General features: G+C 45.2%; 16 protein-coding genes. 4 read left to right on the top strand and 12 right to left on the bottom strand.

Annotated elements, in window-relative coordinates:
- From AC6I8J_RS22895 to AC6I8J_RS22845, 11 genes are all read right to left on the bottom strand, one after another.
- The coding region (locus AC6I8J_RS22895) for a TraC family protein (RefSeq protein WP_497826035.1) at positions 1–786 on the bottom strand (786 nt) is incomplete at its 3' end.
- Between the two features lie 102 nt (positions 787–888).
- Positions 889–1,413: a TraV family lipoprotein gene (locus AC6I8J_RS22890; protein WP_455940188.1), complete on the bottom strand. Its 525-nt coding sequence runs from the start codon at positions 1,411–1,413 to the stop codon at positions 889–891.
- Complete coding sequence (locus AC6I8J_RS22885; protein WP_497826034.1) at positions 1,410–2,699, bottom strand: TraB/VirB10 family protein; 1,290 nt, start codon at positions 2,697–2,699, stop codon at positions 1,410–1,412. Before AC6I8J_RS22885 ends, AC6I8J_RS22890 begins: the two co-directional genes overlap by 4 nt.
- Entirely contained in the window at positions 2,699–3,490 is a 792-nt protein-coding gene (locus AC6I8J_RS22880; RefSeq protein WP_455940184.1) for a TraK domain-containing protein, read from the bottom strand. The genes AC6I8J_RS22885 and AC6I8J_RS22880 overlap by 1 nt, the downstream gene beginning before the upstream one ends.
- Positions 3,491–3,501: 11 nt before the next feature.
- Complete coding sequence (locus AC6I8J_RS22875) at positions 3,502–4,137, bottom strand: TraE/TraK family type IV conjugative transfer system protein (protein ID WP_497826033.1); 636 nt, start codon at positions 4,135–4,137, stop codon at positions 3,502–3,504.
- A gap of 2 nt (positions 4,138–4,139) precedes the next feature.
- Positions 4,140–4,421: a hypothetical protein gene (locus AC6I8J_RS22870; protein ID WP_089529221.1), complete on the bottom strand. Its 282-nt coding sequence runs from the start codon at positions 4,419–4,421 to the stop codon at positions 4,140–4,142.
- A 13-nt stretch (positions 4,422–4,434) separates the two neighbouring features.
- Entirely contained in the window at positions 4,435–4,866 is a 432-nt protein-coding gene (locus tag AC6I8J_RS22865) for a conjugative transfer protein TraE (RefSeq protein ID WP_497826032.1), read from the bottom strand.
- A 12-nt stretch (positions 4,867–4,878) separates the two neighbouring features.
- Positions 4,879–5,769, bottom strand: a complete 891-nt coding sequence (locus tag AC6I8J_RS22860) for a disulfide isomerase DsbC N-terminal domain-containing protein (protein WP_497826031.1) — start codon at positions 5,767–5,769, stop codon at positions 4,879–4,881.
- Positions 5,766–6,098, bottom strand: a complete 333-nt coding sequence (locus tag AC6I8J_RS22855; RefSeq protein ID WP_455940176.1) for a hypothetical protein — start codon at positions 6,096–6,098, stop codon at positions 5,766–5,768. The genes AC6I8J_RS22860 and AC6I8J_RS22855 overlap by 4 nt, the downstream gene beginning before the upstream one ends.
- Before the next feature lie 238 nt (positions 6,099–6,336).
- Complete coding sequence (locus tag AC6I8J_RS22850) at positions 6,337–6,663, bottom strand: hypothetical protein (RefSeq protein ID WP_089529217.1); 327 nt, start codon at positions 6,661–6,663, stop codon at positions 6,337–6,339.
- 66 nt (positions 6,664–6,729) lie between these two features.
- Positions 6,730–7,101 (bottom strand): hypothetical protein, encoded by a 372-nt coding sequence (locus AC6I8J_RS22845; RefSeq protein WP_089529216.1) that lies wholly within the window; start codon positions 7,099–7,101, stop codon positions 6,730–6,732.
- Positions 7,102–7,220: 119 nt separating this feature from the next.
- Between AC6I8J_RS22845 and AC6I8J_RS22840 the strand changes: the two genes are divergently transcribed.
- Complete coding sequence (locus AC6I8J_RS22840) at positions 7,221–7,502, top strand: hypothetical protein (protein WP_089529215.1); 282 nt, start codon at positions 7,221–7,223, stop codon at positions 7,500–7,502.
- A gap of 211 nt (positions 7,503–7,713) precedes the next feature.
- Positions 7,714–9,087 (top strand): hypothetical protein, encoded by a 1,374-nt coding sequence (locus AC6I8J_RS22835; protein WP_497826030.1) that lies wholly within the window; start codon positions 7,714–7,716, stop codon positions 9,085–9,087.
- A gap of 313 nt (positions 9,088–9,400) precedes the next feature.
- Here the strand turns inward: AC6I8J_RS22835 and AC6I8J_RS22830 are convergent, their stop codons facing one another.
- Complete coding sequence (locus tag AC6I8J_RS22830; protein ID WP_455940168.1) at positions 9,401–9,697, bottom strand: hypothetical protein; 297 nt, start codon at positions 9,695–9,697, stop codon at positions 9,401–9,403.
- 421 nt (positions 9,698–10,118) lie between these two features.
- Between AC6I8J_RS22830 and AC6I8J_RS22825 the strand changes: the two genes are divergently transcribed.
- Positions 10,119–11,003 carry a ParA family protein gene (locus tag AC6I8J_RS22825; protein WP_455940166.1) on the top strand — a complete coding sequence of 295 codons (885 nt, stop codon included), beginning with the start codon at positions 10,119–10,121 and terminating at the stop codon, positions 11,001–11,003.
- Positions 11,003–12,415, top strand: coding sequence for a ParB/RepB/Spo0J family partition protein (locus AC6I8J_RS22820; RefSeq protein ID WP_497826029.1), 1,413 nt, complete (start codon positions 11,003–11,005; stop codon positions 12,413–12,415). The genes AC6I8J_RS22825 and AC6I8J_RS22820 overlap by 1 nt, the downstream gene beginning before the upstream one ends.
- Positions 12,416–12,418 lie beyond the last annotated feature (3 nt).

The raw sequence follows: 12,418 nt of genomic DNA, 5'->3' as shown, positions 1-12,418 counted from the left end.
GCAGTTCACGTAGCGGTTGCCGAATCGTGAGGGATAAGTGCTGAAGTCATCCAATGGGCGGTGTTTCTCAATACTGTCGCTGCTTGCGTCCCTGACCGCCGGATTGTTCGACCGGAACTGTTCACGCAGATAACGATGCGGAGTGTACTCAGGATGTGAGACTTCTCCGTTGAAGAACTGAGCAAGCCATGCGAGCAAATCATTTGCTTCCCAGCGGCGCGGGGCGAAACCGGCCATTGAAAGCCCCTGTTCTACACTTACAAGGGTGTCTTCCGGGATGCGCTGCTCATTTTTTAAAGTCAGAAACAGACGATAATTTCGGATCGGAATGTTGGCCATCTTACTGACGCCCTTAGTTCCTTCACGCAGGTACTTTTGCATCTGTTCTATGGTCATACAGTTAATTGGATCGCTTTGGTCCCGGAGATTGGTGTACTCCTCAATAAACGGCGTGAGGTTGTCATCAGGAAACAGTATCCACTGCATGACGGTCCCTTTCGGGAACGATGTACGAATTATACCGTGCAGAGTATCGAGCTTATCCGGCCCGATAAATGGCGGTGGCACCAGTTCCCAGATCCAGCCAATCGTATTGTCGAAATTCAAAAAAGCATGTGAAACGACTTCTTCATCGCTTTCATCGCTTTTCATCATTTTTGAGTAGCTCAGGTACGGCAGGTAATTTGTCAGTACATCGCGCTCAGAGAGCTTTAACACGTCAGACTTTGAGACAACGTCTTTTAGAAATACATGGCGATCAAGGAGGTTTTTAACAGTATCGAGCATGGCTGGCTCCGGGCTACTTTGAAAGGATTTAACTGATAAGAGCAGCCCTGACGAATCAGGGCTAAAATTTGTATCGTTCTGAAGAGAATGTGTCTTTTAGCCTTATCTCATGCCGCCACTAAAAAAGTTTGGTGATTGAACATCCTGATTAAGCTGGTATTGACTAAGAACAAATTTCGGACCTTCCAGCATCGAGTAGACGTAGCGCGGCATGTAAGCAATGGTTGAGTCGAGGCCGGGGCTGTAGGACATGATCAGTGTGCGAACGACCGTTGGTTTTTTTACTACCGGCGTTTGCGGGTCTTCAATCAGCTTGGCCGTTTGCTTATAAACACGGTCACGATAAGTTTCATAGGAACGACTTACTGTTTTTTCTGGCTGACCGGATTCGCTGGCCGCAGAATTAGCGGCAGATCCCTTTGGGTCATCTTTAACGCCGTCCTTTGTAATCTCGTGACCGTAATCAGCACCCGTCACCGCTTCATCGTATGCCGCTTCAGAAGAGATACATTTGCCATAACCATCTTCGAGTTTACAGGCGAAATCATTGTGGTAAGGCAAGATTGAACAGCCAGACAGAAGCGAAGCTGACATGAGCGTAAGCAGCGCAAGATATTTAGTTTTCATGATTTGATCCTCACTTCTTTGATTTCAAGTTCAGCGGTTTCCTGAATAAACAGCGTCACGTCTTTACCCGCGCCCGTTTCCATCGTTGGGGCAGTCTGTTCAACCAGTTTCAGAAGGTATTTACTCACTTCTGTAAGGCCACTTCCGACGCCAGTTGCTGCACCACTCTTCGCCAGTTCGTCAGTTTTAAAGGTGTTCACGGAACCCAAAGGAGAAACGTTTTGTGTCGCGCCCTGTGTACTGACGAAATTACCGAACCCTTCGATTGATTTAGCGAATACGGCGGAAGCTAAGAGAGTACCGGCACGTGAAACCACGCGAGCCGACATATCCCTCTTACCGTCTTTATCAGATACGAAGCCTTTAATTGGTCCTTCAACCACATATTTTTTTCCTGAACCCACGTCATTAGTGATGCAGTTCATTGAGACCGGCAGCGTTATCACGCGCTCAGCACTCAGGTTTCCGTTCACGTTGGCTACAGCAAAGCAGCCTGCAAGGTTCATTTTGATGTAGTTAGGAAGCTGTGCCGGTGTCTGAACTCGAAACATTACTGTCTGAGGGTTTTCAGAACCAAATTCCCCCGTCAGGGCATTAACGCCGACGAGCAGGCGGGCTTTCATAAATCCAACCGGCAACTGGATCTTCCCCTTTTTTCCGGCGTCATCCTTCTCAGTCACAGTAGTGGTGGCAATGCTGTCGTCCTGTGAAATCTCACCTACCCACTGGGGCTGAGGCTGGTCTTGCTGCTGCTGAGTCTGTTGAGACTGCTGGCCGGAGTCGTTAAAGGTAGCAGGGGGCGGAAAAGCAGCCGCGCCAGGGTAACCGCCAGAAGCGTCACTGTTTGCGGTCTGACCATTACCATTTGCATTGCCCTTAGCAGATTCACTGTTAGCGGCTGAAGCTGGATCGCTGCCGGTACTCGTTCCGGTAGCAGGTGTTGAACTCGCAGGGGGATACAGACCCAATTTTCCATCAACAATAGCTTGCTGCAATGCATCCTGAACTAACTTGTGCGTTTCTTCTTTCGAATCTTTAATGTCTTTTTTCAGGTTATTTACGATATCTTTAGAGACGATATCGTCTTGCGGTGTTGTTTCAACATGTGAAGTTTCAGGAACCAACTTATTCTTGTCATCCTGCCCGGTGACATAATAAATACCCAGCATAATAAGACCGCCAGCAGTAAGGATGCCGTACTTACGGATATTATTACGAACGTTAGATGGCTGCTTATAAAACCACGCCCTTAATTTACTGGCAATTGTCGGCTTTTCTTCAAACATTACATTGACTCCCTGTGAATAATGACAAGAGAGGATTGCTGCCCGGTGCTTAATGACAGGTTTTCAGAAGTAATGGCAAAAATATTTTCGCCAAACTTTGAATTAAGGAAAAACGTTTCTTTCAACTGCACGTTATTAAGTGCACGTACTGTATATTGAGTACCGCGCAAACCGGTTCCGCCTACTGATACTTCACGTTCTCCACGAATCTCTACAGGCAACAATCTTCCGCGCTCATCTGTGACGTTGCGCAGCCATGCCCCCTTCAGAGGACGCACTTCAAAACTGTCAGGAAGCCCAGCCTCACCGCCATCAGTGATCATTTTCTGAGTCAGCATCAGTGCGGCTTCTTCAAGTGACAAAGCCCCAAACATGGCCTGGTTATCTTTGATTTTCCCTTTAGTGTCAGACCCCAGAATCAGCTTACGCGGAGGGCCAAATTCTGGGTTGATTACTAACTCATACGTGCTGTCACCGCACGTAAGAAACAGTTCTACAGGCTCAGATAAGTACCGATTCTGCCCGTTAGGCAGCATCAAATATTTGAGTTTTACAAAGAAGCCACGACGATTGCTTGCGACGTCAGCAATTATAGGTTTCTCTTTACTGAATGCAGGTTTTACAGCCTCACCACTTTCACAAACCACGCGGTTAAGATCGCTATTGGAAAGTGTCACTTGTGTGGATATTTCAGGCAAAACACGCTGGGTATTATCTGCATAAGTTTTTGCCTGTGTTGCTGTTGAGCAGACAGCAGCAGCCAGCAGGCCGAACGCCATAAATTTATTCATGGGAATTAACCTTAATTAATATCGAGAATCCAGAATCGGCCATCTGCAATTGTGTAATCAACGTACATCTTTTCTGGTTTATCAGGCTCGAAAGAGTCACCAATAATCTTCTTAACATTTGCAGTAAATGAAACACGATGAATATTAGGTGCAGACGTTTTATAACTGATGTTTTCAGGATTATCAGTCATTACGCGCGGGATCTCGGTCATTAATTCGCGAAGTTCTGAAACGCTGTTAAATGATTTAAAATATTCTTTACGTTTTTCCAGCTTTTCCCGCACACCTTCGCTGCGATCTGGATAGACCATGCCGAGCAGTTCAGCGAATTTTGCGTCAATTGTGCCGCGTGAAACCGTGCCGTAGTTACCAACGATAAGGCGTAGCATTCCCGTTACATAAGACGAGTTCGCACTGGCACCGGTTAGCATCATATCCGCCGATGTGGCGCCATAGGGCACAATCACAACGGACTGTTTTTTTTCAAGCCCATCAATTTTGTAGTAGTTCACGCCGCAGATTAAAGCGATGAGAATAATCAGCGTACTGTTACGCTTATCGGAAGCCGTTTTTTTCTGGTCATCATTCATTGCTTCGCCTGGCTTAGCGGCTACCGCAGACTTAGCTCCTGGCTTATATACTTTCATTGCTATTCCTCAAAATGCTTGGCTGAAGAATTTGGATATCCGTGCAACTTGACCAGGCCATAATCAATAAGCGTATGACGGAAGAATCCCCTGCCCTGCTTGCGTTTGATTTTTATTGCCAGAATGGAAGCCGGAAACGTTACCAGCCAGCTAATCCCGCCAAGTTGCATGCTTACCAGATAAGCAGCAATCAGCAGCATCCACTCGTCCCTGTCAAACCAGAATATCTGGATAGGTAAGTGCGCATATTTGATAAACCGGCCCGTATCGAATCCGTATTCCATTCTGTTTACCCTGTTAGTGGATCAATGCACCGAGAGAAGTTGTCAGTTCATCGAGCTTGATCAGGCAAGAACCACCAATCGCATACGGAAGCGCGCGAACCCAGCCCTCGTTCATCTTCGTTGCAGCAGTGGCGATTAACCAGCCGCCACCCACAAAGCCGATTGGGCCTTTGGCGACCTTGTTAATCGCGATGTCATAGATGTTGTAGCCAAAGCTACCAGCGGCAGGAGTAGTAAATGCGTGTGCTGCATCGCCTACAGCCAGTACAGCCAGACCGGCAGCGGCAAGGGTAATAACTTTTGTGACTTTACTGTTTTTCACCTGCTTCAGCGCATTGACTGCTATTACTGGCTTTTCTGTAGCAGATACGTTGACTACACCCGCAGCGGCCAGATGTGAACGATGAAAGAGATTTGCGGTTGTGACTTTCAGGTATTTGAACATAGTGACTCCGGTTTATTTTGCAGCTTTGGTTGAGGTTGCTGAGGTTGTTTTCAGCTTCGTGATGTTGTCGAGGATCTTGTCTTTAGCGAACCCGACTACCTTCACTGGATTATCGGTTTCCGCGCCAAACAGGAACGATGGAGTGCCATTAACACCGAGCTTCGAAATGATTTCCTGGTGCTCTTTAATGACGCTGTCTGCCTGTGCACAGGTCTTCAGAGACTTATAGTTAGCAACCTGCAATGCTGTTGCTTGCTCTAGTGACTCATGAGGCAGGGCGTCAGAGAAGGCATACTTCACCGCCTCGTCTTTGTTATCTGAACAAATAATGTGTTCGATTTTTGCTCGCGCCAGAGGGTGCCCTGGATTGACCATGAAGATGAGTTTGCGATGGAGCGCACCATCAGGATCGGTCTGCTTCAGCCAGTTATCATATGCATGGCAGTAAGGGCAGTCAGGATCTGTAAACTCGTAGTAGGCCGGTGCGCTAGCTGGCCCAATCGAAATTGCTGATGAGAAATTGATAGTTTTGATTGTCTTGCCGATAAGCTGGTTTTTGCTTTTTTCGGTCAGGTTTTCACCGTTCTTATTGTACATTTCGCCAAAAATCAAAACGCCTTCATGCTCAGGAGTCTCGGGCGCGAAGTACATGATGTTGCCGCCAGTTTGAAGCTGGAAAATACCGGGTAGCGGGGATTGAGAGAAATCAGTAACGTTTAACTGAGAAAAGGACGCTTTTAATTCTGCCTGCGCTGCGTCAATGTCCTTTTGCGCTACTGACTTCTGTTGCGCATGCGCAACATTTTGAGTATTGGTTGATTGAGCGTCCTGTTGCGCATGCGCAACACTAGCAGCCAGGCCAAGCGAAACAGCGGCTGCGATAAAATGTTTTTTGCCGATCATTTATTCTTGCTCTCCAGTCTTAAATAGATTGATTCCGCAGGCTCGACCGTCGTTACCGGCTTATTCACTACGGCTTTGGAAACGGTTTTTTTCGCAACAACTTTTCGTTTTGCTGTTGACCTGCGAACACTCGTTTTGACGTTAAGGCTTGGGGGGATGGCGTAATAGCCAAAATTATTCGCACTGAATAATCTGTTAGCTTCAGCAGTGGGGACCATGTAGAACTCACCGCCACCCTTCTGAATAATGCTTTCAGTAGGTGCGCCATATGCAACTGACTGAGAAGCAAGAACGCTTAGCAGAGCAGCAGTGATACGATTGACTCTCACCTTTTGATTTCTCCTTTATGATACAAATAAGTATCATTGAGAGGGATTATAATTAATTTTTGATTTGGTTCAATGGAATGAAAGTGATTAAATTGAAAATAATACTAAAAAGTATCATTTGTAATGACAGGTATCTGATTTTATTGATTATTTAATTTGGTTATTTTTGCGGAGGGTTTAATCAATTAAGATGAAACGAGGTTGATCGCACCCCGTGAGGCTCACAGGGTGCGGAGGATTAGTCTTTGTGGTTCTCTATATATCTCGCGAGCGCAGTATAGATGACGCGATTTCCCTTCTGGTTATCTGTCTCCGCGAGTTCCTGAATGTGCTTGGCAGTATCTTTGCGCACCCAAAAGCCAACAGTTGGTGCATCGCTCGGGCTGGCGAAATAGCGTGGAGGCAGTTTCCCGTCCAAACGTTCTTTGATAAACCATTCAGCAGCATCTGAAACTAACTGAGTTTTCATCTCACCTTCTGAAAAATCAAGAAGTTGTTGGATTCGGTCTGTAATTTCTGGCTCGACCTTTAGTTTAAAAAAATGTAAGTCATTGTTCGAAGACATTTTATGTTTCCTGTTTATAGTTGTGTTCTGATCTTGATGGCTGCGTGCCTCCTCATTCAGCAATGCCTATACCTCCTTAGTAAAATTTTTATCCTTAAACGACATGTGCAGGTTGTTTTGATACGCGTAATTCACAAGCGCAGTAAAAATTATTTCCGTTGGTGTTAAATTGTTGTTATCAGCCATAAGTGCAGCTTTTTCTTGCACTTCTGGCTCTATGAATACATTATACGAATAAGTATCATCAGGCGCAGGTTTCTCGCATGAGATTTTTCTGGATTTGCGATTTACGAATTTGCTGACAATTTCATTTTGGAGTTGGTAAAGGGTTTGCTCACGGGATAAAGCTACCAGACGCAGGTTATAAGCGATGGTTTTGTTAAACCGCTTCAACGCAGTTTTTTTCATCGTTTTTACGCCAGTGTTAACCTCGATCATAGCTCACCTCTGTTTGATCCAATCACGATCCAAAAATTACGGGTTTTTACTCCGGGCGCTACCGTTATTGCCTGTAATATAGTATGATTTTTCTCAAATTGTTAGAAGGGGAAAGGATCATGTATAACTGGCCGTTAAGTACAGCCGTTTCTCTAGCTAATGAGAACTTTTTGGACAGTGTGCAGATAGTGTTTGAGCATAACGCAATCAGCCAACCTTACTCTATACGTTTCAAAACTAAGTGCGGTGATCGTGCTCGTCTGGTAACGACACACACCTCATCAGCGAAGCGTAAGGTTCGTGGCTTTAGCAATACCTCATCTGCCCGTAACTACCTGGAAAAGAACTTTCCACAGTATGAGCAAATCCTGAAGGATATGGTTATCGAAGATATGAACTAAGAAAAGACAAAGCCCGCATCATCTGGCAATGAAGCGGGCCTTTAAATTGGGCGGTAGTGTCGGACACCCCGCTGTAATACCTAGCAACCTTCAGTGTTGTTCTTGTTTGGCGACGAGGCGCAACAATGAGGGCTTGGGATTATTATAGCAAAATTTTAGGGTAAAAAAAGACCTGACACTGCCAATTTATCCCCTAATTGGGCTTTTTGGCATGGTTTCTACTCTAAAACTGGCTTCGCATGATACTGAAAAGTATCATGAAACCTCTCCTGACGAATTTTTCAATCATCTGGGTGGCTTGCGCCCGGCTGCATACTGCCGGTGGCTTTGGTACAGGAATGACGATCCTGAAGGCCGCCACCTCTATGTCCCATGCGGCCAAACCCGCCGACATCGTACATCTGTTTCAAGCCTTCAAGAGTTCCGGGACCGGGTGCCCGGTCAAATAAATCAGTATTACACTCCAAACGTATTCTTCGATTGGCGGAAGAAAGCTTTGTTGGCTGGATTTTGCGCTAACTATGTTGAGATCGATACAACCTTGGATCGAGGTTTGCGGCCAGATGAGTGTGAGCAGGTTAGAAACGAAGTATTCGCGCAGCTAGTGAAGTCAGCAATACCTTTACCATCCGCCATCGTCGAAAGTGGTTCTGGGGGGCTTCATCTTTACTGGACGTATGAAATGCTCGATGCATACCCGGCCAGGCAAGCACTTTGGACTAAGGTATCGCATGCTTTAACATCGGCTTTTACAGGTGGGGAGCTATGGAAAGTCGATTACGCTGCTTCCCACGACATTACACGCTTCTTGAGAGTACCTGGTTCAGTCCACGCCGAGACAGTTTGCGATGTTCGGGCTTTTAGGCTGAATAAGCAGGATCTGCCCTTTGATGAGTTGGCTGCACAATTAGATGTTACGCCGGTTGATCAAAGAGTCAGCTTTGGTTCAGCAATGAATGAGCCAGCAATACAGAACTTTGAACGTACTGCAACCTCTGGATATCACAGTATTAGTGCATGGTGGCTTCGCATCTACTGGCACCTCCACAACTATTTAAGAAAAGTTGGCAGACTCAAGCAAGGTAATAGAGACAGTGTGGCGTTCATAATGTTTGTTGCCCTACGCCGCACCGTTTCACTAAACAAAGCCTGGTCACGGATTAAAGAAATCAATGCCAATCACATTGGTCTTGGAGAGCGTGAACTCGAAAGCTATTTAAGCACTGCTTCAAGAACGCATTACCGATATAAAAAAGAGACACTTGTTGAATACATGAAAGCAGCGAACATACCTGTCCCGGACTTTCTAATGGGGGAGACGATCAACTGGAAGGTTAGTAAGGGACTCGACCCTGAAGAGATACGCTTACGACAATCGAAAGCGGCCATCAGTAGCGCCAGTAAGCGTAGGGAAGGGACGCTAGGGTCAATCATGACAGCCATCAGGAACGGCGCTAACAAAGTTAAAGAGATAGCACTAAGTGCAGGTGTATCGGTCAGAACAGTTCAGCGCTATATCAATGATAATAAGGCGTCATTAGCTGGTCTTGTATATCCGCCCCCCCGTAGGGATGTTTTATCTTAGTGACCATTTTATGTATGGGCACCGTAACCTTTAAGAACTGTTATTTTGAATGTTGTAATTAGTCTGGTCGCTGTCCAGGGAGAATGAGTCTGGTCGCTGTCCAGGGAGAATGAGTCTGGTCGCTGTCCAGGGAGAATGAGTCTGGTCGCTGTCCAGGGAGAATGAGTCTGGTCGCTGTCCAGGGAGAATGAGTCTGGTCGCTGTCCAGGGAGAATGAGTCTGGTCGCTGTCCAGGGAGAATGAGTCTGATGAATGCGCAATCTCAGGAAACATGAAAAATTGCGCATGCGCAACACAGCATGAAGATAAGAAGCTAACGAGGTACTTTTTTAACAGACGCTACAATCTCACTGCCTGTAAGCTGATACTTCTTTCCATCAATTAACATGATTAAAATTCTGATGACCTCTGCATTAGTGGTTTTAGCAGGCAAATCGTACTCTTTCCGAAACCTTTCTAGTGCAGCAACGTCTTCTCCGTGTAGGATCGTGCTTAATCTCGTTCCGCCTCCGTTGATCAGCTTTTCCATTGACTTTCTGTACAAGTCAGCTTGGCTTTTAGGTGCTGTTTTACCTTTAGGTCTGCCAACCTTTTTTGATGAAGTAATCAAAATGAATCCTCGCTATGATACCTTTTAGTATCATAAAATACATTGAGGCATATTGGTATCATTTGATTAAAATGTTAGTGCATTTATAGCGTGCCATTAGGCTTAAGCAAGTAGACACTAAAAAATCCAAAAGCACGTTATCGAGGTTATGAGGTTTAAATGGATTGAATCGTAACGTTAGAAAAGAGAGATATCTTACTTAAACATATAATATTATTGAATTTATTAGATTGCATGAAAGATATGCTCAGGCAACTTAGCAGACCCATGTTGCGCATGCGCAACACTGTTATGGAACATGTATCACAAAAATTTTTTAACATGATACTTAAACGTTGCATGTAATACACTTATCTGTCATATTAGCTGCATGCCAAGAATGGCACGGGATATTGAATCCATAGCCGGAGATTAGACAAGAATGGTTAAGTCTTTAAGTACCAAACCCGCTTCAAAGCTTGCAACTCTTACTCAAGCGCAAGCAAAACAAATCCAGACTCTGCATCCAATTATTAGTAATTCAAATGGTAAAGGTGGCGTAGGTAAAACAACCTATACCGCTCACCAGGCTTGGTATGCTTCAGAGTTACTTGGGCTTAAGGTACTTGTAGTAGACCTTGATCCTGATATGCACATTACAAAAGTTTTCTTTGGTGAGCACTTTGAACTGAACGAATATGCTTCTTCTACGCAATTGTTCAGTGACGACGAAATCACAAAGCCGATTATTCAACATCCTGATAATGAAAACCTCTATTTCTTACCTGCTGATTACGATCTGGAACACATTGGTAAAGGATTAGATATTGAGGCCAGCATTGCGCTTTACCCATATTTCCAGTTGCAGGCGCTGCGTCAGGACTATGATATTGTGATCATTGACTGCCCTCCAGGTAAAGGTGACTACCGTAATGCAGGTATGCTCGCATCGGATTTGACTGTGCTTATTACTGAAATGAGTGGAGTTTCTTTCAGCGCAGTTAACTCAGCCATATCAACCATCGATCAACTTGTTCGAGACCTTAACAAACAAAACGCAGATTACCAGTTTAAGTTTCCGGGCTATTTAATTATCCCGAATAAATATAAAGCTTCGCGCCAGAAGCACCGCAACGCACTCGACGAGTTGAGAGGTTCACCACTTAACGTGGGTATACCGTTAGGTGATTTTGAGCCGATTGAAGATACTCTTAACAACCGCCGTCCTGTTTGGGATGTGAAAACTGGCAATGGCCGCACGGCAGCCAAAGCATTTATTGAAGTGATTAATACTATTCTTAAAGCTGCTATCAAGGAGGCTAAATAATGTCTGCTAAAAAAATCGTTGTACCAGCCTCTTTGAAAGCTTCGTCACTGTCCAGCTTATCGAAAACAGCGATGACACGTGGCGTCAATATCGCGGCAGAAGTCCTGTTAGTAGATCCTGAAGAATGCTACGCAGTCGTAAACCCGCGTAAAAAATTTAATCAAGCCCTCATAGATTCTTATGCGGAAGAATTTCTGGACCCTACTCAGGGCCAACGAGAGCCTTGTCACGTCTATCCAAAAGATGAAAAAGGTTATCGCATGCATCACGGGGCGACACGCCGCCTCGCAGCGCTTAAGGCCAAAGAACGTAAACCGGATTTTAAATTAAAAGTCATTATTGATAATGAACTCCTCAATCGAAGTGATGCTACTAATTACTTTGAGCAAGGCGCGAACAACATTAAGCGCGATAACATGTCGGTGTTCGATCAGGCTGACTGGATAGCTGAGTGCATGGAGTTAGCAAAAGCTGAAGGTGTGAAACTTACACTGACAGAAGTTGCTGAAAAACTTGCAATGAGCAAATCAAAGGTTTCACGTATTTACGCTTTGCGCAATGCAGCGGAAGAGATTAGGGAAATACATGACACTCGTACTCAAGACCCAGAGACCTTAACCAACCTGGTGAAGATACGCGAAGCTAATCCCGAACTTTTCAAGACTCTTTTAAACGAGACAGAACTGGATCGTGCGACTGTTCGTGAGGCTGCAAAAACAGGTGCCTTACCAAATATTTCCAGTAAGGGCAGTTCTGAGGGAATTGCACCAGTAGAAGAAAATTCTACTGATTCTGACTCATCGAACGCTGATACAAATAGTGCCGCTAAGACCGGGTTTGACTTAGAGAAATTCGTTGCGCATGCGCAACAAAATCCTCTTGCCGATCTCCAGTTAAGCACCGGCAACAATGTCACCATCTATGAGAGTAAAATGGAAGGCGGCTTTGTTGCAGCGGCAACAACTGACTTCCCACCTCACAACGAACTCAAGTTGGAAGCTAACCGATTTCAGTTATTCGCTGAAGCTGAAGCTGCACGTAACCAGGCTTATTTGAGCCTCTATAGCTGGTCAGAGAGAGTAGAGCAAGACTCACATTTGAGCGAAGAACAACTAAGCGATATCGTTCTTTTAGGTGGTTTTCTGCGTATGCGTCTGGCGCATGTACCTGAAACAATTACACCAGTACCAAAGAAAGAAAATAAGCCTAAAGCTAAGACAAAGGTGTTATCTATTCAGGGAACATGGAAAGGCCAGGAATGCACATTAGTTTCTGATCTGAGTGTCCTAAGCACTGAAGAATTAGAAGCACTTGGCACAAGCGAAATGGTTTATATCGATGGCTTGGAAGGTGGACGTAAGCTAATTGAGCCTGAAGAATTTACGCTCAAAAGCGTTAAATTCAAAGATTGAGGG

It is taken from the genome of Pantoea sp. X-Soil-ISGK-355 (genome assembly GCF_059730805.1).
This window is presented reverse-complemented; position numbering and strand designations above follow the sequence as displayed.

Bases quoted from the DNA above. Each gene is read 5' to 3' on its own strand.
- AC6I8J_RS22865 (WP_497826032.1), bottom strand. From the start codon at position 4,866: ATGTTCAAATACCTGAAAGTCACAACCGCAAATCTCTTTCATCGTTCA.
- AC6I8J_RS22825 (WP_455940166.1), top strand. From the start codon at position 10,119: ATGGTTAAGTCTTTAAGTACCAAACCCGCTTCAAAGCTTGCAACTCTT.
- AC6I8J_RS22870 (WP_089529221.1), bottom strand. From the start codon at position 4,421: ATGGAATACGGATTCGATACGGGCCGGTTTATCAAATATGCGCACTTA.
- AC6I8J_RS22885 (WP_497826034.1), bottom strand. From the start codon at position 2,699: ATGTTTGAAGAAAAGCCGACAATTGCCAGTAAATTAAGGGCGTGGTTT.
- AC6I8J_RS22890 (WP_455940188.1), bottom strand. From the start codon at position 1,413: ATGAAAACTAAATATCTTGCGCTGCTTACGCTCATGTCAGCTTCGCTT.
- AC6I8J_RS22875 (WP_497826033.1), bottom strand. From the start codon at position 4,137: ATGAAAGTATATAAGCCAGGAGCTAAGTCTGCGGTAGCCGCTAAGCCA.
- AC6I8J_RS22860 (WP_497826031.1), bottom strand. From the start codon at position 5,769: ATGATCGGCAAAAAACATTTTATCGCAGCCGCTGTTTCGCTTGGCCTG.
- AC6I8J_RS22880 (WP_455940184.1), bottom strand. From the start codon at position 3,490: ATGAATAAATTTATGGCGTTCGGCCTGCTGGCTGCTGCTGTCTGCTCA.
- AC6I8J_RS22835 (WP_497826030.1), top strand. From the start codon at position 7,714: ATGGTTTCTACTCTAAAACTGGCTTCGCATGATACTGAAAAGTATCAT.
- AC6I8J_RS22820 (WP_497826029.1), top strand. From the start codon at position 11,003: ATGTCTGCTAAAAAAATCGTTGTACCAGCCTCTTTGAAAGCTTCGTCA.
- AC6I8J_RS22845 (WP_089529216.1), bottom strand. From the start codon at position 7,101: ATGATCGAGGTTAACACTGGCGTAAAAACGATGAAAAAAACTGCGTTG.
- AC6I8J_RS22840 (WP_089529215.1), top strand. From the start codon at position 7,221: ATGTATAACTGGCCGTTAAGTACAGCCGTTTCTCTAGCTAATGAGAAC.
- AC6I8J_RS22850 (WP_089529217.1), bottom strand. From the start codon at position 6,663: ATGTCTTCGAACAATGACTTACATTTTTTTAAACTAAAGGTCGAGCCA.